21 protein-coding genes are annotated in these 19,819 nt (G+C 37.8%); 16 read left to right on the top strand and 5 right to left on the bottom strand.

Going from position 1 to position 19,819, the window contains the following annotated elements; translation table 11 throughout:
• Positions 1-124: 124 nt before the first annotated feature.
• From HY987_RS05835 to HY987_RS05825, 3 genes are all read left to right on the top strand, one after another.
• The gene (locus HY987_RS05835) at positions 125-814 is read left to right on the top strand and encodes a class I SAM-dependent methyltransferase (RefSeq protein WP_292756557.1); all 690 of its coding nucleotides are present in this window, start codon (positions 125-127) and stop codon (positions 812-814) included.
• A 2-nt stretch (positions 815-816) separates the two neighbouring features.
• Entirely contained in the window at positions 817-1,896 is a 1,080-nt protein-coding gene (locus tag HY987_RS05830) for a glycosyltransferase family 4 protein (protein ID WP_292756555.1), read from the top strand.
• A gap of 126 nt (positions 1,897-2,022) precedes the next feature.
• Complete coding sequence (locus HY987_RS05825; protein WP_292756553.1) at positions 2,023-2,829, top strand: class I SAM-dependent methyltransferase; 807 nt, start codon at positions 2,023-2,025, stop codon at positions 2,827-2,829.
• A gap of 602 nt (positions 2,830-3,431) precedes the next feature.
• Here HY987_RS05825 and HY987_RS12745 read toward each other — a convergent pair.
• Positions 3,432-3,605: an alpha/beta fold hydrolase gene (locus HY987_RS12745; RefSeq protein ID WP_367146884.1), complete on the bottom strand. Its 174-nt coding sequence runs from the start codon at positions 3,603-3,605 to the stop codon at positions 3,432-3,434.
• 390 nt (positions 3,606-3,995) lie between these two features.
• On the opposite strand from HY987_RS12745, the gene HY987_RS05820 reads away from it, so the two are divergent.
• From HY987_RS05820 to HY987_RS05800, 5 genes are all read left to right on the top strand, one after another.
• The gene (locus HY987_RS05820) at positions 3,996-6,371 is read left to right on the top strand and encodes a hypothetical protein (protein ID WP_292756551.1); all 2,376 of its coding nucleotides are present in this window, start codon (positions 3,996-3,998) and stop codon (positions 6,369-6,371) included.
• Positions 6,372-6,466: 95 nt separating this feature from the next.
• On the top strand, positions 6,467-7,084 hold the full coding sequence (locus tag HY987_RS05815) for a hypothetical protein (RefSeq protein WP_292756549.1): 618 nt from the start codon (positions 6,467-6,469) through the stop codon (positions 7,082-7,084).
• 182 nt (positions 7,085-7,266) lie between these two features.
• The gene (locus HY987_RS05810; protein ID WP_292756547.1) at positions 7,267-7,998 is read left to right on the top strand and encodes a nuclease-related domain-containing protein; all 732 of its coding nucleotides are present in this window, start codon (positions 7,267-7,269) and stop codon (positions 7,996-7,998) included.
• Between the two features lie 326 nt (positions 7,999-8,324).
• Positions 8,325-8,567 carry a hypothetical protein gene (locus HY987_RS05805; RefSeq protein WP_292756545.1) on the top strand — a complete coding sequence of 81 codons (243 nt, stop codon included), beginning with the start codon at positions 8,325-8,327 and terminating at the stop codon, positions 8,565-8,567.
• Complete coding sequence (locus tag HY987_RS05800) at positions 8,557-8,958, top strand: type II toxin-antitoxin system VapC family toxin (RefSeq protein ID WP_292756543.1); 402 nt, start codon at positions 8,557-8,559, stop codon at positions 8,956-8,958. The genes HY987_RS05805 and HY987_RS05800 overlap by 11 nt, the downstream gene beginning before the upstream one ends.
• Positions 8,959-8,984: 26 nt before the next feature.
• Here HY987_RS05800 and HY987_RS05795 read toward each other — a convergent pair whose 3' ends face one another.
• Both HY987_RS05795 and rfbA read right to left on the bottom strand, forming a co-directional pair.
• Entirely contained in the window at positions 8,985-9,821 is an 837-nt protein-coding gene (locus HY987_RS05795) for an alpha/beta hydrolase (protein ID WP_292756541.1), read from the bottom strand.
• Positions 9,822-10,274: 453 nt separating this feature from the next.
• Entirely contained in the window at positions 10,275-11,150 is an 876-nt protein-coding gene (gene rfbA, locus HY987_RS05790; RefSeq protein WP_292756539.1) for a glucose-1-phosphate thymidylyltransferase RfbA, read from the bottom strand.
• A 284-nt stretch (positions 11,151-11,434) separates the two neighbouring features.
• On the opposite strand from rfbA, the gene HY987_RS05785 reads away from it, so the two are divergent.
• The 4 genes from HY987_RS05785 (at position 11,435) to HY987_RS05770 (ending at position 16,148) form a co-directional block, all read left to right on the top strand.
• Positions 11,435-12,283, top strand: a complete 849-nt coding sequence (locus HY987_RS05785) for a nucleotidyltransferase domain-containing protein (protein WP_292756538.1) — start codon at positions 11,435-11,437, stop codon at positions 12,281-12,283.
• Positions 12,271-12,645, top strand: a complete 375-nt coding sequence (locus tag HY987_RS05780) for a HEPN domain-containing protein (protein ID WP_292756536.1) — start codon at positions 12,271-12,273, stop codon at positions 12,643-12,645. The genes HY987_RS05785 and HY987_RS05780 overlap by 13 nt, the downstream gene beginning before the upstream one ends.
• Positions 12,646-13,613: 968 nt before the next feature.
• Positions 13,614-14,243, top strand: coding sequence for a hypothetical protein (locus tag HY987_RS05775; protein WP_292756534.1), 630 nt, complete (start codon positions 13,614-13,616; stop codon positions 14,241-14,243).
• A gap of 420 nt (positions 14,244-14,663) precedes the next feature.
• Positions 14,664-16,148, top strand: a complete 1,485-nt coding sequence (locus HY987_RS05770) for a sensor histidine kinase (RefSeq protein WP_292756532.1) — start codon at positions 14,664-14,666, stop codon at positions 16,146-16,148.
• 97 nt (positions 16,149-16,245) lie between these two features.
• On the opposite strand, the gene HY987_RS05765 is transcribed toward HY987_RS05770, so the two are convergent.
• Together HY987_RS05765 and HY987_RS05760 are read right to left on the bottom strand one after the other, a co-directional pair.
• Positions 16,246-16,722: a metal-dependent hydrolase gene (locus HY987_RS05765; protein WP_292756530.1), complete on the bottom strand. Its 477-nt coding sequence runs from the start codon at positions 16,720-16,722 to the stop codon at positions 16,246-16,248.
• Positions 16,723-16,894: 172 nt separating this feature from the next.
• Entirely contained in the window at positions 16,895-17,359 is a 465-nt protein-coding gene (locus HY987_RS05760; protein WP_292756527.1) for a hypothetical protein, read from the bottom strand.
• A 436-nt stretch (positions 17,360-17,795) separates the two neighbouring features.
• Between HY987_RS05760 and HY987_RS05755 the strand changes: the two genes are divergently transcribed.
• The 4 genes from HY987_RS05755 to HY987_RS05740 all read left to right on the top strand — a co-directional run bounded on the left by HY987_RS05755 (position 17,796) and on the right by HY987_RS05740 (position 19,709).
• A complete protein-coding gene (locus HY987_RS05755) occupies positions 17,796-18,218 on the top strand; it encodes an Rrf2 family transcriptional regulator (protein ID WP_292756526.1) in 423 nt (140 codons plus the stop codon).
• Positions 18,219-18,229: 11 nt separating this feature from the next.
• Complete coding sequence (locus HY987_RS05750) at positions 18,230-18,553, top strand: DUF3467 domain-containing protein (RefSeq protein ID WP_292756524.1); 324 nt, start codon at positions 18,230-18,232, stop codon at positions 18,551-18,553.
• A gap of 210 nt (positions 18,554-18,763) precedes the next feature.
• The gene (locus HY987_RS05745) at positions 18,764-19,114 is read left to right on the top strand and encodes a hypothetical protein (RefSeq protein ID WP_292756522.1); all 351 of its coding nucleotides are present in this window, start codon (positions 18,764-18,766) and stop codon (positions 19,112-19,114) included.
• The gene (locus HY987_RS05740; protein WP_292756520.1) at positions 19,107-19,709 is read left to right on the top strand and encodes a nucleotidyltransferase domain-containing protein; all 603 of its coding nucleotides are present in this window, start codon (positions 19,107-19,109) and stop codon (positions 19,707-19,709) included. Before HY987_RS05745 ends, HY987_RS05740 begins: the two co-directional genes overlap by 8 nt.
• Positions 19,710-19,819: the final 110 nt, after the last annotated feature.

The raw sequence follows: 19,819 nt of genomic DNA, 5'->3' as shown, positions 1-19,819 counted from the left end.
TTTTTAAAAATTTCTTTTACTCTACAACATATTTATTAGGTTAAAACATATAAATTTGCATATGAAAAGTATATTAAAAAAGTTTATATTCAAGACTATGCTGACAATTGACTTTTCAAGGATGATGGAGTGGCCAAAATTACTTGAATATATTGATCCAAAGACAGATGAAGTAATATTGGATTTAGCTTGTGGAACGGGTGAATTAAGTGTTAAATTAGCTAGTTATGGGTGTAAAATCTATGGGATTGATCGATCGAATAATTCCATAAATTTGGCTAAAAAATTTGCAGCTAAAGAGCAAATGAGTTGTGATTTTCAAGTGGGGGATGCTGAATCACTACCTTATCCCAGCGATTTTTTTGATAAAATTGTTTCTAGTTGTTCCTTGGAACACTTTGATGATGATGTTACGGCTTTGAAAGAGATGAATAGGGTTTTAAAGCTAAATGGGTATGTTATTTTATCTGTTGATAGTTTTACATATCCTATAAGTAATGAACTTAAAGAAATACATCGTAAAAAGTTCTATGTAGTCAATTATTATTCCTTAGAGTCTTTAAAAGAAAAACTTATCTCTAATAATTTTGAACTAATTAAAAGTGATTATTTAATTAGATCCGCACTATCCACGTTCGTCTACAACTATCTAATTATTAAAAGTGGGTTAAGTCGTTCCCCTATTCGTGATATGCGGTATTTAATCACTTTGGTTGCTTATCCTTTTTGTTTTATCAGTGATAAATATTTGGGTATATCAGATAAAGGTTATACTTTGTTAGTAAAGAGTCAAAAATCATCAAATAAAGGGTAAATATGAAAGTTCTTTACATAAATCAACAATTAGGTTTTAATCTTTATGGTGGAGTAGAAACTCAGATGATAGAAACCATGAAACATATTAATAGTTTAACTGATGATGTAATGGTGAAATTATTTAATATGTGGGGAGATAAGATAGAAGAATATGATATAGTACATATTTTTAGTCCGAGAACATTCCCATCAGAAAGTCTTTCTATTGCGAATTATGCTAAATCTCATGGTTTGAAGGTTGTTGTATCCCCAATTTTTTTTGATTCCCCCATTTTTGTCAAGGAAACCCATAATTCGCTCTATGCTTTATTATGGAAGTTTTACAAACGTCTAAATAAAGAGTTTTCAGAAATTTCTTATTTGAACTATATAAATCCTAATCGACATCTTGAAGATCTTTTCAAAATATCTGATTTGTTATTACCTAATACTAACGATGAACTTAAATGTTTAATGAAAACATTTTCTCAAATATCTGAAGAAAAATGCAATATAATACCAAATGGGGTGGAATCCAGATTTAAATACGGAAATACAGACGTATTCATGGAAAAATATGGTATTGATGATTTTATATTATTCGTAGGGCGATTAGAGCCCCGAAAGAATGTAATTAAATTAATTGAAGCTTTTGTTGAAAGTGAACTAGAAACAAAGTTAGTAATCATAGGTAAAAAAACAGAGGCTGAGGAATATGGTGATTTATGTCAAATGAAGGGAAATGAAAATGTAATTTTTATCCCATCTCTCCTTCATCAATCTGAACTTTTACGGTCAGCATATAAAGCAGCCAAAGTAGTAACATTGCCCAGCTATTTAGAAACTCCTGGACTTGTAGCTTTAGAGGCAGGATTAGCAGGTTCAAATTTGGTTATAACTGAGGTAGGTGGAACTAAGGAATATTTTGGAGATAAAGCATGGTATATTGATCCTAGAAGTAAAGATAGTATACGTGAAGCTTTAGTTTCGTCATATGCAACTCCAAAATCTCATGGGTTAACAAAAATTATTGAAAATAATTTTACTTGGGATAAAATAGCCAAAAAAACGATTGAAGCATATTATAAAATTTATCAATAAATTATAAAGTTTTCAATTTAATTTCTCAAAAAGTATAAAAAATTCAACATTTATCAAAAATGTTAAAAAACTGCTTATGCATAAAATATATTTTGATATTAAATTTTTAATTTGATACGTGATATTATGAAAGAACTTCAGCAAGGATATCCTAAATTGGATTTACATAAAGAATTATTAAGAAGTAATTTGTTTATAGAGTTAGAAAAATTTTCAAATGTTTTTATTAATCAAAATAAAAATCATATGGAATACTATTCCAAAAAATGGGTTGCTGATCCATTTCATTGGTGGAGCCGTGAATGGGAATATCCATATGTTTATCAAGAAATCAAAAAATCGGTTTCAAAAAAACATGACTTAAACATTTTGGATGCTGGATCTGGATTTACATTTTTTCCTTTCTTCATTTCCTCAAAATATAATAGAGCAACAATAACATGCGCCGACAATGATAAAAATTTAAAGAATATTTTTGATAAAATAAAAAATGATTCAGTATCTTTCAAGTACTCTGACATTACCAATCTTCAATTTGAAGATAATTCGTTTGATTTAATTTATTCAATTTCTGTATTGGAACATTTTAAAGACTATAAAAAAGCTATAAACGAATTAAACAGGGTTTTGGATAAAGATGGGACGTTAATACTCACTTTTGATGTTTCGCTCTATGGATTGGCTGACATGTCAATAAAAAGATCTAAAAAGCTTATTAAATATTTATTAAAGTATTTTAAACTTGATAATGGTTTCGATCCAATCTATGAATTAGAAATTATGGATGTAGATAATTTATTATCTATTAAATGTCCTTTTAAAGATCCTCCTTTAATGCAAAAAATGAGTTCTGTCTTTAAAAATATAATTTACAGTGGTAACTTTACATATCATAATAAAATGACAGTATTTTGTTTATCGTTAAGAAATTAACCAGAAACTAAATTAACTCTTTCCTCCTTTTTAGGTTTTCTCGAAAAATATATTCACAGCTTCTCCGATTTTAAATTCATTTCTTCCTTTTTCCCGACCTTATGTTCATTGAATTTTAATTTTTATAACTCACCAGTAATCAATTCAACCAAATACTCCCCATATTCAGTCTTCTTAGAGTTCTCAGCCAGTATTCAAATAGTCTCTCCATCTATCCATCCCTTGTGGTAGCCAATCTCTTCCAGACAGGCCCGAAGAATCCCTGCCTTTTCTGGAGTGCTTAGTTATTGGCTTCGGAGTCCTATATGTGTCCTGGTGTCCAGCCAGGCAATACATGCCCTAATAACTCAACTTCAACTGTTCCTTAAGGTATTCCTCGTTCACTGAGGTTATTCCAGTTCTCCCGGTCTGATGGGTTTTACATTCTTGGTTATGTCCACCACGCTGTTGTCGTAGAAGTAGAGTCCATTGTATAACATATTATTTGAGGTACTCATGTTTCTCTTCTAGGAGAACATTACCATTATGTATTTATCAGTAAACATATTTCAATTTGTTTAAGAAGTTATTTTTAAATTATGGTGTTTTAATCAAATAGTAAACTATCTTATGAATACATCTAAAAACCATTTTATAACCGAATAAGTCTCAACTGGCTTTTCTACCAGTAAATTATGACACCCATCATCAATAATTCTCATCTCTGAGTTTGGAATAATTTCATTGATTTTCATCCCATGGTGAGTGGGAGTGAAAACATCTTTCTCTCCAGCAATAACCAGGGTGGGTGTTCTTATATCTTTGATAGAATCTATGATGTTCAGATCTATACAGGCATAAATTGTGTCAACAATTGAAGATATTGAACATACACGATCGTTTTCATCCCTAATTCCATGTTATCACCAGCAATGAATCCTCCCCCTACTATAATCTATTTTTATAAATTTTTTTTAGTTCAAAAACCCCATTTATCCTTTGCTAAATATACAAGGCCAACTATTATCGTATATTAGTTTGGATTCAGAAAAAAATATTTATCACTTACTAACAAAAATAACAACTGTATTTGCATGGGGAGTATTCCATATATGGGTTTATTGTATTAGTATTTGGGATATTCCCTAGCTATATTAAATAAACCATTGTAAAGGGAGGTGAAAATAATGAAAACCAAATCAAGAACTAGTAACAATCAATTTATCCTCATTCTTTCTCTCTTTATCCTTCTTTTTGTAGTTTCCATGAGCACCATGGATACTTCATCTGCAGCCAGTACCCTGTACGTTAACAATGACACTGGTAACGATGACTGGGATGGGACCAGTGCCACCTACCAGGGTGGAACAATCGGTCCCAAGGCCACCATTCAAAACGCATCTGATGAAGTAGACTCGGATGGTACCGTGAATGTGGCCAGTGGAACCTACAATGAAAACCTGCAGATCACACGGAGCCTGAACCTCATAGGTGAAAACCGGGACACCACTATCATCGATGGAACTGGTAGTGACCGGGTTATAAACATCGATGCAGTGAATTTCCTGATAGCACACTTCACCATCCAGAATGGACTGACCAGTGATGCCGGTGCCGGTATTTATAAATCATCTGGAACCACCACCATCAACGACTGTACCATAAAAGATAACACAGTCCAGGCCCTTACCGGGGGATGGGGTGGAGGTATCTACAATCAGGAGGGACGACTGAATATCCAGAATTCCCTGCTTACTAATAACAGCGTGGAAACCCTTGACAGTGGAGGCTGGGGTGGAGCCCTGTATGATCGGGGCATAACCACCATTACCAACAGCCAGTTCAACGACAACAAAGTTATCTCCGCCACAGACAGTGCTGCGGGAGGTGCAATCTACAACCTAAATAGTTTGGACATCACTGGCACTGTATTTAACAGAAACAGTGCCCAGGCAGATGACCAGGGAGGAAACGGAGGAGCCATATACAACCACAACAACGGGGTAATCACCCTGGTAAACACTGACTTTTTTGATAACCTGGCCCAATCCCTGGGAGACAACGCCCTGGGAGGAGCCATATACAGTCACCCTGGTGGAATAGTAAACATCGAGGACTGCCAATTTGAAGGTAACCAGGCCCTGGCCGCCGAAGACGGGGGTATTGGGGGAGCCATCCTCAACCAGGAAGGAACCTTCAACATCACATCCAGCTCATTCACCGAGAACACAGCATACTGTGACCTGGAAGGTGGAATCGGAGGAGCAATAACCAATATTGCTGGAATCCTAACCATAACCGACACCATCTTCACCGGTAACCTGGCCCAGGCCGAGGAAATGGGAGGAGTTGCTGGTGCCATCGCCAACATCGGAGGAAATGTCACCTTAACTGATAACACCTTCTCCGGAAACATGGCCCAGGGTGAAGAAATTGGAGGAGCAGCAGGTGCCATACTAAACCTCGGTATAGGTCTTGCCTATACTGAAATTATAAGTGGAGGCATCGAAGTCATTGATGATGTAACACCCACCGACACCTATATGGACATAGTAAACTGCGACTTCTACTCCAACCAGGCCCAGGCCACCACAATGGGTGGAATAGCCGGAGCCATTGGAAACATTTACAGCAACCTATCCATAACTGGCAGCACCTTCACCAACAACCAGGCATTGGTCACTGAAAATATTGGAGGTGTGGCTGGTGCCATCGCCAATATCATGGGAAATGTCACCTTAACTGACACCAACTTCTCCGGAAATATAGCCCATGCTGCAGAAATTGGAGGAGTAGCCGGAGCAATATTAAACCTGGGAATAGACTTCACATTATTCGAAGAACTATCCTCTGAGGATATTATTCCATTTGGTGATGTGGGGTTAATGGACAGCATTGAAAACGCAGAAACCAACCTGGTAATCGATAACTGCGACTTCGACTCCAACCAGGCCCTGGCCACCACTATGGGTGGAATAGCCGGTGCCATTGCTAACCTGGCAGTTGGAGATGCAGTAACCAATCTCTCTGTAACTAGCAGCAGCTTCAACAACAACCTGGCTCAGGTCACTGAAGATATTGGTGGAGTGGCTGGTGCAATTGCTAATCTGGGAGGAAATGTTACCCTAACTGGTAGCATCTTCTCTGGAAATGTTGCCCAGGCCGAAGAAATGGGAGGAGCAGCAGGAGCAATACTGAACCTGGGACTGGGTGGTTTCGGACTCTTTGAAGAGGCCATACACCCCGAAACAACAATGACCATAGTAAACTGTGACTTCCACGAGAACCAGGCCCTTTCAACAAATATAGGTGGACTCGCTGGTGCCATTGGTAACGTGGCCATTGGAGATACTGTAACCAATCTCTCCATAACTGGCAGTACCTTCACCAACAACCTGGCACAAGTAGAAACCATTGGAGGTTCAGCTGGAGCTATTGGAAACTACGGGGGAATAGTAACCATTACCAATTCCCTCCTGGAAAACAACATAGCCCAGGCCGATGAAGAAGGAACCGATATTCCAACTGGAAAGGTGGAGCGATCTACAACCAGAACCAGTTAACAGTCACCGGTAGCACAATCAAAGGAAACCAGGCCATTATAGGTGCTGGGGATGGGCAGGGTGGAGGAATCTACAATGATGGTGGAACCTTCCAGGTGAACTTCAACCGTATCGTTGAAAACTCACCGGAAGACCTCTATAACTCCATAGAAGAGAGCCAACTCGGACTATTTGCCGCTGGTGAAGGCAGTCAGTACAACGCCCAGTATAACTGGTGGGGATCCAACAGTGACCCCTACCTGAGGGGAAGAATTGTTGGTGAACAGGTATCATATGACCCCTGGATGGTCATGAGATTCACCGCCAGCCCGGCCAGCACCACTGCAGGCAGCACTTCCACTTTAACTGCAGATCTGCGTTACGACAACCAGGGTAACTTCCACGACCCAATCAATGGCCATATCCCAGATAATACCATGGTGACTTTCACCACTAATCTGGGAAACGTGGGCAGTAAATCCGTGTCTGTGCCACTGGTTAATGGCATAGCCCTGGCCATCCTACGGGCAGATGAAGGTGCAGGTTTTGCCTGGCTAACCGCCAGTCTGGACAGTGAACTTCTAACCCTGGGAATGACCATCAACCCAACAGTAGCGAGCGCTGCCACCACTAAAACCATCGGTATGCAGGAAACAGGACAACCAATCTTACCACTAATCCTCGCCGGATTAATGGTACTGGGAGGTATCATCCTACCACGTCGAATAAAATAAACCCCTTTTCTTTTTTTTCTTTTTTTTAAATAATTTATATTTAAATCTAAAATAAATAAAAAATTAACTCTTTTTTAAGGAATTACAATACTCCCCTTAATTTAACTCTTAAAAACCTTTATATAAAACTTAATAGTTAAAAAAATAGGTTTATAATAAATCTTAATAGAAACTACGGAGTGGTGAACATTTCTAAACAGAAATCACATGTTAAATCCAGGGTATCCTATTACACTAAAATAACCTTATTGGGAGTGATTATTCTATTAATTGGGATCTCAGGGGTTATCCTATTAATCTGGATCTCAGGATTTATTCTCTTCATTGAGATATTAGGATTATTCCAATTATCCCTACTTGCCTTACTGGTCGTCATAGGACTAATTATATCTAAATATGGATGGTCTAAACGCAGAATATGGAGTAAGGGTGCGAAGGGTGAGAAGATCGTGGCTAAAAAACTTAAGAAATTACCTAAAAAATACACTGCTATTCGGGATGTTAAAATACCAAATTTGGGTGGTGATATTGACCATGTGGTAGTGGGGCCCACTGGAATCTTCGTTATTGAAACTAAAAATTATAAACCAACCTATATCCCTGATGAGGACTGCTGGTACCATACATCTGGAAGAGTATCCGGGTTAAACCCTGCAAAACAGGTGAAATTACAATCATCAAAATTGAATGATTTTCTAAAACCTAAACTGGGAAAAAAATTATATAAGAAGGCGATTTTTCCAGTAATATCTCCAATAAACCATAACTTAATCTTTAAAAATGATATAAAGACTTATGAAATTGTTTACCCTGAAGATCTCGTTCATTACATATCCCATCAAAGGAAAATTCTCAATTCTAATGAAGTTAAGGACATAATTAATATCTTAACTAAGCATGGTTGTATAAACTAGATCTGATTGTATCATAAGTAAAAATGGAAATTAGGTGTTATATTCATTAATCAAATGGATTCGCGCCTATTTTCTGGATTTCCTGGTTATCATAGTAGTAGTATCCTATAGTCGGAATTTATCCAGGTTGAACTCAAATGGTTGTGGGTTTGGTGTGTGGTCGTGGTGACTTTGATTCCTTGAGGGATGGTGTATAAAATCTCTCATTCCATCTTTTGGATCATGAAGATCCAAAATGATCCAAGAAATGATCCAAGAATAATTTATATCAAAACATAAATAACACTTAATTCTGATTAATTAATAATAAAATATTAGTATGACTCATGACCATATATACAATTATGTCTACAAAATCCGTATACAGTATTCGTTTACCGGCACAGTTCCGGAAGATGATGGATGAAATGGATGATGTGAACTGGCAGGAAGAAATACGGCAGTTAACCATCAGATTAGTCCAGGAAGAAAGTAAAAAAAGGCTCCTAAAGGATGCTGAAAGTATCAGGAAAAAGATGAAGGATGTTGAATCAGCAGAACTCATCAGAGAGGATAGGAATGCCCATTAAATATGTTTTAGACTCCTCAGTCATAGCTGCCATATTTTTCCAGGAACCATCCTCGGAAAAAGCTGCCAGAGTAGTTAAAAACCGTGAACTGGTTACTGTTGACCTGGCGCGGGCAGAAGTAGCTAACGTGGCCCGGAAAAGAGTTACCCTGTTTAATGAAGACCGGGAAATAACCACCAGAGCACTCAAGATGAGCATGGAATTCATAGAAACTAGCTGTGAGGTCATCCCCACCCTGGAACTGGTGGAAGAATCCTTTCAGATGGCTTTAAAAAACAAAATTAGTTTCTACGATGCACTTTTTGTGAGTGCATCACTCCGGGAAGATGTACCACTAATTACACTGAATAAAAAACTGGAGAAAATTTCAAACCTGGTTAAATTACTGTAATTTAAGTTATTAAACTTCTGAAAAGCTTATAAATCATCTAAGAACCGTTTTATAACTGAACAAATCTCAACTGGCTTTTCCACCAGTAAATTATGGCATCCACCTTCAATAATTTCCATTCTGGAGTTGGGAATACTTTCATGGATTTTCATCCCATGGTGAGTGGGAGTGAAAACATCCTTCTCTCCAGCAATAACCAGGGTGGGTATTCTTATGTCCTTAATTGTATCTTCCTTAATTGTATCTTCCTTAATGGAATCTGCAAGGTTAACATCACAACAGAGCTTAATATCTAAACAGGCATTGATGGTGTCAACAATTGAAGATACTGAACAAATTTTAGAGTTTTCATCCCTAATCTTTGAAAATAATTCCCGGTTCTTTCTGATAAATTCCGGAGAGTTGGCTACTTTAAGACACTCATCAAAAAAGGCTTTATAACCTTCTTCAATGAGGATATCTTTAAGATTTATTAAAACTTCCTCCAGTGGGGTGTCAATGCACGCGAAACTGGATATTAAAGTTAAGGATTTGAACCTCTCCGGATGTTTAACTGCAAGTTCCTGTAAGATAACACCACCCATAGAATGGCCCATAAAATGGGCTTGATCTATGTTAAGGGATTCTAAGAATAGATAAATATCCTCGGCAAATAATTTTATACTGTAAGGTCCTGGATTTTTACTGGAAAGACCATGACCACATAAATCCACTGCTATGACTCGATAGTCTTCCTTCAATAAAGGTATTAAACCTTCCCATACAGTGTGGTCACTACCCATGCCATGTATCAACACAACTGGATTACCTACACCAAATTCTAAATAGTTCAAATTCAAATTTCTCGGAAGTAAAATCTTCATTGTAACATCTATTTGGCTTTTTTCAGAATATAATTTTGTAGATTTTAGTTATTTCCATCTCTCATCGTTGGGTGGTTTTACATTTTTGGGCTATATCCACTGCACTGTTGTCGTAGAAGTAGAGTTCTGGTATGGCATTTGGGATGATCTGGTTTTTTTCAGGGATAGGACATTTCCTTTGTTGTCAAATTCTAAAACACCAAAGGGGCCTTAGGGTCCCGGACATAGAGCTGAATGTAAGTAACAGGGTAAACAGATGAACTTTTGTAGCTTATTAGAGTAACTGGTAGAATAGATTACACCTTAATATTAAGTGAATTTAAAGTAACTAGTGTAAATGAATACACTTAAACAAAGAGTGTACTTAAAGTAACTGGTGTAAATGAATACACTTAAACAAAGAGTGTAAAAAGGATAGATGAAATAATCCTGTAACAATATCCTAATCCGGAATTATTTAAACTCACCATTAATGATTTCAACCAGATACTCCCCATATTCAGTCTTCTTAAGAGTTTCAGCCAGCTTTAAAACAGTCTCCTCATCTATCCATCCATTGTTGTAGGCGATCTCTTCCAGGCAGGCCACGAAGAATCCCTGCCTTTTCTGGAGTGCTTCTATATAGTTACTGGCCTCTAAAAGTCCCACATGTGTTCCGGTGTCCAGCCAGGCCATACCTCGCCCTAATAACTCAACCTTCAACTGTTTCCTTCTAAGATATTCCTCGTTCACTGAGGTTATTTCCAGTTCTCCCCGGTCGGATGGTTTCACATTCTTGGCTATGTCCACCACGCTGTTGTCGTAGAAGTAGAGTCCTGGTATGGCATAGTTTGATTTGGGATGATCTGGTTTTTCTTCTAGGGATAGGACGTTTCCTTTGTTGTCGAATTCCACCACACCAAAGGCTTTGGGATCCCGGACATAGTAGCCGAAGATAGTAGCCCCTTCCTCCAGGGATGCTGCCCTTTGGAGTATTTCACTGAACCGGTGACCGTGGAAGATGTTATCCCCCAATACCAGGGCCATGTTGTCATTGGCAATGAACTCTTCCCCCACTATGAAGGCTTCAGCCAGGCCCCTTGGTTCTTCCTGTACAGCATAAGAGAAGCTGACTCCCAGTTGACTGCCATCACCCAGAAGATCCTGATACTGTGGCAGATCCCGTGGTGTGGATATAATGAGTATATCCCTTATACCGGCCAGCATAAGCACTGACAGGGGGTAGTAGATCATGGGTTTATCGTAAATTGGCAGTAACTGTTTGGAAACTGCCTTGGTTATGGGGTAAAGCCGGGTGCCGGATCCTCCGGCGAGGATAATTCCTTTCATGATTTTGAACCTCTCTAATCTTTATTCCATCAAATAATCCTATTATCCGGATATGTAAGTTTTTAATTACATTTAGCTAAGTAAGTTTTATACATTTACACTTCTGGTTATAAATCTTTATTTAATTTTTGCTCCGGGTTACAGGAAGTTTTATATTTTTTCAGGGGATTATTTTCAGGGCAGTCATTTGACACACCAAAAAATAATACTTATTTATAATTTAATACTATATATTAAACTCATACCCAAACATATATCCAATATAAGTTCTAATATTAGAACTTATGGTACTAAATTTAGAACAATTCAATCTGGAGGACCTGGCTGCCAGGAATACTGTAAAAATATTACGTCTAATGATAAATAAGCCGTACCTGACCTGGGGGCTCACAGAACTCTCGAACGAACTTAAAATCTCCAAATCTAATGTTTCAAGGATATTAAAAGTTTTACTCACCCATAATATTATAAATGAACAGAAGACTAAGCGGAAAAAGGTTTACAGGATAGATTATGAGATGTCCATGGTTCAAATCATGTGGAAACTTTTCATGGAAGAGAAAAGACAGCGTATATCACCAGAATTCAAAAACAGGGTTGATCTTTTATATAATCAAGTTGAAGGTGAAGTTGAGTTATTCATATTATTTGGAAGTGTGGCCACTGGTCTGGCCACAGAAAAAAGTGACATAGATATCATTACCATAAGTGAGAACCCCCTGAACATCAAAAAATATGATTACCTACCTTACAGATTCGAAATACATCAATATTCATGGGAAGATATCAGGGATCCAGTGGATTTCGTGGTCCTGGAATCACTAACCAATGGAATTGTATTCAAGGGTGATGTATTCAAAATCATTGCAGGGTTAAATTCTTTCCCCAAACCCTATATCATATACCGCCTGGAAAAAGCAAAAGAATTCTTAAAAAAAGCCCAATCCCTTGAAGGTGACGCGCAGGAATATTATAAGAATATAGCAGAAATAACCATAGGAGAAGTTCAATCAGTTACAAAAAAGGGCATAACTATTCCAAAAAAGGAAATAAAACTAGAAAACATTAATGAAATAATAAAAGAACTTGAAAAAGAGCTATCAAATCAAGGTGAACGAATATGGTTAACATAGACATGGAACGGGCTAAAAATCTTTTGAAATCCGCTGAAGATTTACATGAACAGGGGGATCTGGCCGGTGTGGCTGGATTAGCCTATGCTGCTTTTGAATCAGCCATTATGTCTTTAACTGATAAAATCAATGGAAAAGATTATCACAGTCATAGATTAAGAAAAGAAAGGGCTAAAGAGATGCTCAGTAAGCATGAGGATAAAATGGACTTTTTATGGGAAGTGAGAAATATTGATTTTTATGGTAATGTGAAACTGGGCTCCAGTAAAAGAGAAATCTCCCCTCAAGAAGTTGAAAATGGCCTAAAGTGTGTTAAAGAGATTATAGTAGAGATAGAAACGATAATTAATGAAGAATCATAAAATCTCGTTCGCTCTGTTTAAAGAATCAGAACTTATAGTGGCTCTGGAATACTCAGCACATTTAATAAATGGGTTCTTGAATTGGAAAAGATATAATTGGACTGATCTTTTTCATCGCTTCAGTGTTGTCCGTTCACTTCTAGTTGAATATTCTTTAGTATCAGAATTAACAGGCTCTAATCAAATCTTTTGTAATAATATTTCAAGTTGATATTAAAAACAAGTTAATGATTACGACCATCATAAACGGATTTATAAGAAATCATCATTAATTTTTAGGATATCCAATCAAGGTTTTTTAGGATATCCTCCATGCAAGTTTGAATATGGATTTAAATTTACTCTAAAAATTTGTATTTTTTAGGGAGGGTAAAATATGTGCCCAATTGATAAACAAACCAGTTACAAAAGGGATAAACTTGAGATGATCTTAAGGAAATTGAAGCCAAGATGAGATCTTTTGAGGATGAATATGCCATGGATTCTGATGATTTTATTCTGAAATTGACAAAGGTGAAGTTGGAGATAACATAGACTTTATGGAGTGGACTTTTATCAGTCCTTATCAATTTTATTAGCTTTTCATCTATTCAGATGTTTTGTTTTCACTTAATATTATTTCTTAATTTCATATTTCTTTGGTGGAAAAATAATGTGTGAGGATGGTCACATTTTCCTTGCTAAAGTTTATAGTGCCGTGATTAGAAAAATATAGTTAGACATTATTCCATGGATAACCTTAGGTTTGAATTGTAAAAGTCCCGGAAGATTATTGTCAGAGTCCCGGAATGGTCAACTTTTGGCTTCGGAGGATGTTTCAATTTGTCCCGGAGGATATTCAATTGTAAAATCTCTGGTTAGGCTATTTAATTATAAAAATCTGGTTAGAGGATATTTCAGGCTATAATCCAGTTATATCTCCATGGAATAGGGTTGTATGTAAAAAAGAGGAGGGAGGGATTTATTTTATGAAAAAGCATATAGCCGCAGTTATGTTCTTATTTATTGTAATCGCTGCATTTAGTGGAACAGTTGCTGCCGAGGCAAGTCTTGACACCTATCACACTGATGATCAGGGCAACGAGATCACCGAAGCCCAGGTAGGGGACACCGTGGAGTACATTGCAGAAGTACAAAACGATGGAAATGAAGTGCAAGATGCAACATTGAACATCACCGTGGACTCCGATGTATACTGGGACAACTTTGTGGAAGAGATATCCTTTGATGGTGGAGCAACCTATGTGGATCCAGCACCATTCGTAACTGAAGTGGACAACCTTGATGGAACCTGGAACTACAACGTGGCCCTGGGAGAACTGGACCCATTCCAACTGGTAATTCTACGCTGGCAGGGAGATATGGGCAATGCAGGTACTTCCATTAAGGAGGCCACAGTTTACGATGGAACCACCCCTATGGATACGTCTCTGGCAGTTCTAACCGTCACTGAACCAGCACCCCCAGCACCAGCCAACACCACCACTGTTTCTGCTGCTGGAATTGTGGGCATGCAAAAAACTGGTGCACCTATTGGTTTACTGGTAATGGCCATGCTAATGGTAGCCGGTGGACTGCTCCTACCCCGAAGGAAATAATAACATACAAAATAAACCCTTTTTTTTTATTCTTTTTTTATATTAAACCTTCAAGATCGGCAAGTTTTTTCTTCTAAGTTTTTTAGGAAGTTTTCTTCAATTTAGTATTCTTCTATTTAATAAGTTATTCTCCCATTTAATAAGTTATTCTTCTTTTTAAACTGTTATGGTGGTATTTTTTGGGTTTAAGGTATTTACGGTGTTTTAAACTGTTTTCAGGTTTTTAGGTTTTGAACTATCTCTGTTTTCACAAGTCCATGTTAGTCCAAAAGATCTCCGGGGTAATGGATAATAATTATTTATCTCCTTTTAAATGTTGATTAATAACTTACCATTAAACCAAAAAAGAGGTTAAAGATGAAACTTAAAGCTAAACAATAGAAAACACTAAGGAATAATGGATTAGCCAGAGTTATTACCATGAATGGGCAAGATTCAGACCAGGAAGAAATTCACAGGGAACTGCGTGAAACAGAAAAGAAATTAACAGATACTCAGTCAGAGCTAAATTACCTTAAATCTATTGTAAGGCACACTGAAGATGCCATTGTGGGACTTGGACTGGACGGAACCATACTAACATGGAATCCAGCTGCAGAGACCATATATGGTTACACTGCTCGTGAGGCAGTGGGTAACAGTGTCTCTATGGTCATACCACCCTACAACACCGATGAAATATCCCTGATCTTGGCCTGGATCAAAAGTGGGGAAAGGGTAACTCATTACGAAACCCTCCGCCGCAGAAAGGACGGATCCGTCATCAGCGTCTCCCTCAGCGTCTCCCCCATCAAGGATGTTGCCGGGGAGGTGATCGGAGCATCCAGCATAGCCCGGAACATCACTACCAGTAAAAAGATGGAACTGAAACTCCAGGAAAGTGAGGAGAAATTCAGGGAAGTCTTCAACAATGCCAACGATGCCATCTTCCTCCACCCCATTAAAAATGATGGAACACCAGGAAATTTCGCTGAGGTCAACGATGTGGCCTGCCAGCGCCTGGGATACACACGGGAAGAACTGCTCCAGATGACCCCCGCAGACATTGACACCCAGGAAAACAGCCTAAAAACATCCCACATGGAAAAACTCTTGGAAAATGGAACTGCCACCTTCGAGGCAGTTAACCTCACCAGGGATGGTCAGGAGATCCCAGTGGAGGTCAGCGCCCACATCTTCAACCTCCGCGGTGATAAGATGGTCCTATCCCTCTTAAGGGACATTACCCGTCGTAAAGAATCCGAGGCCCAGCTTAGAAAATCCTTAAATGAAAAGGAACTACTCCTAAAGGAGATCCACCACCGGGTTAAAAACAACCTCATGGTCATAAGCAGCCTCTTGAACCTCCAATCAAAATATATCAAGGACAAAGCTGCCCTGGAAGTCTTCCGTGAAAGTCAACGCCGGGCACGGTCCATGGCCCTCATCCACACCATGTTATACCAGTCCACTGACCTGAAGTGCATCAACTTCGGAGACTACATCACCAAACTCACCCAGGAACTCTTCCGCACCTACGTAACCACTGACAACATCCAGCTAAACCTGGACGTGGGAGACATACTACTGGACATCAACACCAGCATACCCCTAGGACTTATAGTAAACGAACTGGTCTCCAACAGCCTCAAACACGCCTTCCCCCATGGGGAGACAGGTGAGATAACTGTTAAATTCCATAAAACCAAAGATCATTACACTTTCCAGGTGGCAGACACTGGCATAGGATTCCCAGAGGACCTGGACTTCCAGAAAACCAACTCCCTGGGAATGCGACTGGTGAACACCCTCACCAACCAGGTTGACGGAAAAATAGAATTAAACACCACCCGGGGCACATGCTTCACCATTAACTTCACTGAAGAAGAATACGGATCTGGAATAACAGGCCTAACCACCAATTAAACGAGTCTTCATCATGATCCGGTGTGAAATATTCATCATCCCTCTTTAATTTACACTCTTCTTTAATTTTCAATTCCTCTTTTAATTGTAATTGGTATCAAACGGAATGTTTTTTCTCCACCCATCCTGAAACCAGGTAAACCACCAGGGCCATGACCAGGGCCACTATGGTGATATAGTAATCATCACTGGGAACCAGGTTCAGGGTGAATCCCATCCAGCTAGCAGGATAGAAAAGGTACATCCCGTATCCCACCTGTATCAGGAGGATGTCCAGGGCATAATGGGTTACTATCCCCAGGGATAAAAAGAGAAATGCGGCTTTTTTCTCCCTGAAAAAGAGAGAGGCAATTCCGGCAAGGATGAAGGACCCTAAGGGTAAGTGGAAGGCGTAAATATAATTCCATATATCATATCCCATTAAATCCCCTAAAATTGACATTTTTATGGCATCAGGGAATATGGATCCCACCATAACCAGGACAGTGTTGGCCGGGTTGAACTGAGGATACCTGAAGCGGAGTATGCGGCACAGGATCCAGGCCACTGCCACATGAACCACCCAGTCCGGCATTTATAATCGCCTCCAGAAGTTGGGTATCATCCAGTTGGGCATTTATAATCGCCCCCTGAAGTTGGGTATCATCCTGTTGGGCATTTATAATCGCCTCCAGAAGTTGAGTATCATCCAGTTGGGCATTTTATAATCGCCCCCTGAACCTGAGTATCATCCAGTCTGGCAAAATTTAACGCCTCCTGAACTCGTAACTTTTCCAGTCAAAAGACCAGTACTTGTGGAATATGAAGATCAGGAAGATTAAAACCAGGAAGGAACGCAGCAACAGGAAAATGTAGTTCCAGTACTCAGTGACCTCCACCTGCTCCACATTTACAATGGTGTTATCCGGGGCAAGAACTCCCACCACCGACACTGAATCCTCAACCGTGACTGGAGTATCGTTAAGAACCTTCATGGTAACCAGATGACCCTGGTGGTTTTTAACCATGAGGAATCCTCCATTAAAAGTGGAGGTCACCACCCCACCCACATTAACCACCTCTCCCTGAGGATAATCTGAGAGTATAACCTCATAAGAGGGATATTTAAGGTGGTTCTGGTATTCTGTGGCGTAGTAGGCGCACAGCCCGGCCAGGGCAACCACCAGGATGATCCCGGTTACTATCCTTTTCTGGGGTGTATCCAGTTTCAATTGAATCTAATTCTCCCATTTAACATATTGATTATGAACTGTCTATTATTATCTGGTTAATTGATTTCTTACCTTTCATATCATAAAAAACTAAAAGTCTTTATTCTATCTGTATGTTTGATTCTTAGTCAAAAAATTATCAAATTATTTTGATCATGGATTTATTTATCATGGATTATTTTGTTGTATGAATATAACAAGATTAAATTTGTAAACTTAGTTAGAACTATAAAATCATAATTGGTATGATTTGATTTTATTATTATTGTCATATTACATTGCAATTATCATAATTACATTGCAAATTTTTTCACTTAACGCAAATATTGTAAAACTATATATGTTCAAAAATTAAGGTATACAATGTATACTCAATTTAGTGTATACTCAATTTACGGGTTTTATAACTCAAAACATTCAAGCGAGGTGGTTGGATTTGACTTATTATATTCTTAAAGAAATATTTGGAGAAACAACAAGGGTTAATATATTGGAAGTGCTAACCGAGCGCTGGGGTGAATATTTAACTGTAAAAGAAATTGCTCGAATGGCTGATTCTTCTGATAGGGCAGTATATGACCATATACATCAATTAGAAAAAACAGGAATAGTAACCTCAGAACCCGGAAGAACAGCTAAATATGGTTTAAATACCGAAGATAAAAGAGCATTGACTCTTGCAATTATACATGATGAAGAATATTTAAGAAAAATACAATTATCCATTGAAGAAATGGAAAAAGAAGAAATTATAAGCGAACTAGAAATATCGGTTGAACTTGAATCTTCTTTTGATTATTTACGATCATGTGTTACCGGTATGATTACATCTGCTGATGCATACAATTTAAAAGTTTGAGAGCTGGTAATATGAGCAAAGAAAATAGAAGTGAAGAAGAAAAAGATAATAAAATTCCAGTTGTGATTCCATCTGATGCCCCACGAATCTATGCAACTGGTGCATTTGGAGGTTATACTCCCCAAGATTTCAGACTCATGTTTTTTTCTGAAGAACCATTACAACAAGATGCAATTATATCCTCAGAAAAAATTGGTTTAAAACGTGAAGTGCAAACAGAAGTAATATTAGCCCCATTAGCCGCTAAACAATTAGTAAACTGGTTATCTGGCCAGGTTAATAGTTTTGAAAAGAATTTTGGAAAAATTCCATCTCCCCAACATAAAGAGAAATGATTTTAATTATCTTTTTCCCATTTTCATTTTCTTTCTGAGAATTCAACCTCAGTAAAATGTCACCATGGTGACATTTTTTTAGATAATTAAATATTTTTGTCACCTTGGTGACACTTTTTATATGATAAAAATTATAATTAATATATAATACATTGGGAACCCCTATTAATACTATGAATAGAATAAATATTAATAATAAGGGGTATCCATATGAATTCCAGTGGGCATAAAAGACGAGCAAAAGAAATTGAGTTAACATTGGATGTTCTATTACCTGACTCCGATGGTAATCACGTAGTTGCCATAGTAGAGCTATCTTATGGGATGATACAACATATGATATCATTCGAAATGGAAGTTAGGTACCAAGAACACATTGACACTCATGTTGGCCTCCCTAAACAACTTAGAAGATTTAAAGAAATTGAAATTGCTGAAATATTTGAAAATCTGGATTCATTAAGGGCCGGAAGATGGTACGGTTCCAAAGGAAATGGGGATGTAGTGAAAAAGTGCATCCAATATATTGAAAAAGTAAAAAAATGGAGTAGTTATGATTGAAGAAAAATTCAAATTACCATTGATGGATTTTATTGATAGGGCCTCTGAAATCCCAAACTTAATGGCTGTCATATTATTCGGGTCAGTGGTAAGGGGAGAAACATCACCAAAAAGCGATATAGATATTCTGCTCATTTTTAAAACCCATCATAATCCTGAATTGGGTCCAGAAATGGACTTAGCACGCAGATTAGCCACGGAAATTTCCATAAAACACCATTTAGATCATTCGTTTTCATTTGTTCTGGTTAATGAAAAGGAGATCCATGAGATGGATCCTGATTTCTTTTGGAATGTGATTAATGAAGGGATGCTTCTATGGGGAAAGCCAGAATACATGATTTACAGGGAACCCGCATCATCAATGGAACCTTATCTTCTTATTAAATATTCAACACAGAATCTGGAACCAAGCGAGAAAAGAAAACTCATCCGAAGGTTGTACACTTCCAAAAAAATGCTTATGAACAAAGAAACGGAAAGAATAGGTCCCGGTGTTATACTTGCTCCTGCTGAAAGATTAAAAAACTTAAAAGAGTTATTTGATTCATTAAATGTGAATTACTCAGTGAAGAAAGTGTACTCTGTTGGTTAAATCATCAATTCTTTTAACAATTATAGCTTTCCAAACATTAAAGCCCGTAAAGCTTGTAAAATAGGATTATATGAAGTTAAAAGCCCAATCAGCCTTGGTATTAATTATCT

This window comes from Methanobacterium sp. (assembly GCF_016217785.1).
GTDB lineage: Archaea > Methanobacteriota > Methanobacteria > Methanobacteriales > Methanobacteriaceae > Methanobacterium.
Note: the sequence above shows the minus strand (reverse complement) of the source record. Positions and strands in the feature narration are given on the sequence as shown.

Coding starts and splice junctions, on each gene's coding strand:
- HY987_RS05740 (WP_292756520.1), top strand. CDS start 19,107: ATGATTGAAGAAAAATTCAAATTACCATTGATGGATTTTATTGATAGG.
- HY987_RS05835 (WP_292756557.1), top strand. CDS start 125: ATGGAGTGGCCAAAATTACTTGAATATATTGATCCAAAGACAGATGAA.
- HY987_RS05800 (WP_292756543.1), top strand. CDS start 8,557: ATGCCCATTAAATATGTTTTAGACTCCTCAGTCATAGCTGCCATATTT.
- HY987_RS05770 (WP_292756532.1), top strand. CDS start 14,664: ATGAATGGGCAAGATTCAGACCAGGAAGAAATTCACAGGGAACTGCGT.
- HY987_RS05750 (WP_292756524.1), top strand. CDS start 18,230: ATGAGCAAAGAAAATAGAAGTGAAGAAGAAAAAGATAATAAAATTCCA.
- rfbA (WP_292756539.1), bottom strand. CDS start 11,150: ATGAAAGGAATTATCCTCGCCGGAGGATCCGGCACCCGGCTTTACCCC.
- HY987_RS05745 (WP_292756522.1), top strand. CDS start 18,764: ATGAATTCCAGTGGGCATAAAAGACGAGCAAAAGAAATTGAGTTAACA.
- HY987_RS05780 (WP_292756536.1), top strand. CDS start 12,271: ATGGTTAACATAGACATGGAACGGGCTAAAAATCTTTTGAAATCCGCT.
- HY987_RS05765 (WP_292756530.1), bottom strand. CDS start 16,722: ATGCCGGACTGGGTGGTTCATGTGGCAGTGGCCTGGATCCTGTGCCGC.
- HY987_RS05805 (WP_292756545.1), top strand. CDS start 8,325: ATGACCATATATACAATTATGTCTACAAAATCCGTATACAGTATTCGT.
- HY987_RS05830 (WP_292756555.1), top strand. CDS start 817: ATGAAAGTTCTTTACATAAATCAACAATTAGGTTTTAATCTTTATGGT.
- HY987_RS05795 (WP_292756541.1), bottom strand. CDS start 9,821: ATGAAGATTTTACTTCCGAGAAATTTGAATTTGAACTATTTAGAATTT.
- HY987_RS05775 (WP_292756534.1), top strand. CDS start 13,614: ATGAAAAAGCATATAGCCGCAGTTATGTTCTTATTTATTGTAATCGCT.
- HY987_RS05820 (WP_292756551.1), top strand. CDS start 3,996: ATGAAAACCAAATCAAGAACTAGTAACAATCAATTTATCCTCATTCTT.
- HY987_RS05785 (WP_292756538.1), top strand. CDS start 11,435: ATGGTACTAAATTTAGAACAATTCAATCTGGAGGACCTGGCTGCCAGG.
- HY987_RS05825 (WP_292756553.1), top strand. CDS start 2,023: ATGAAAGAACTTCAGCAAGGATATCCTAAATTGGATTTACATAAAGAA.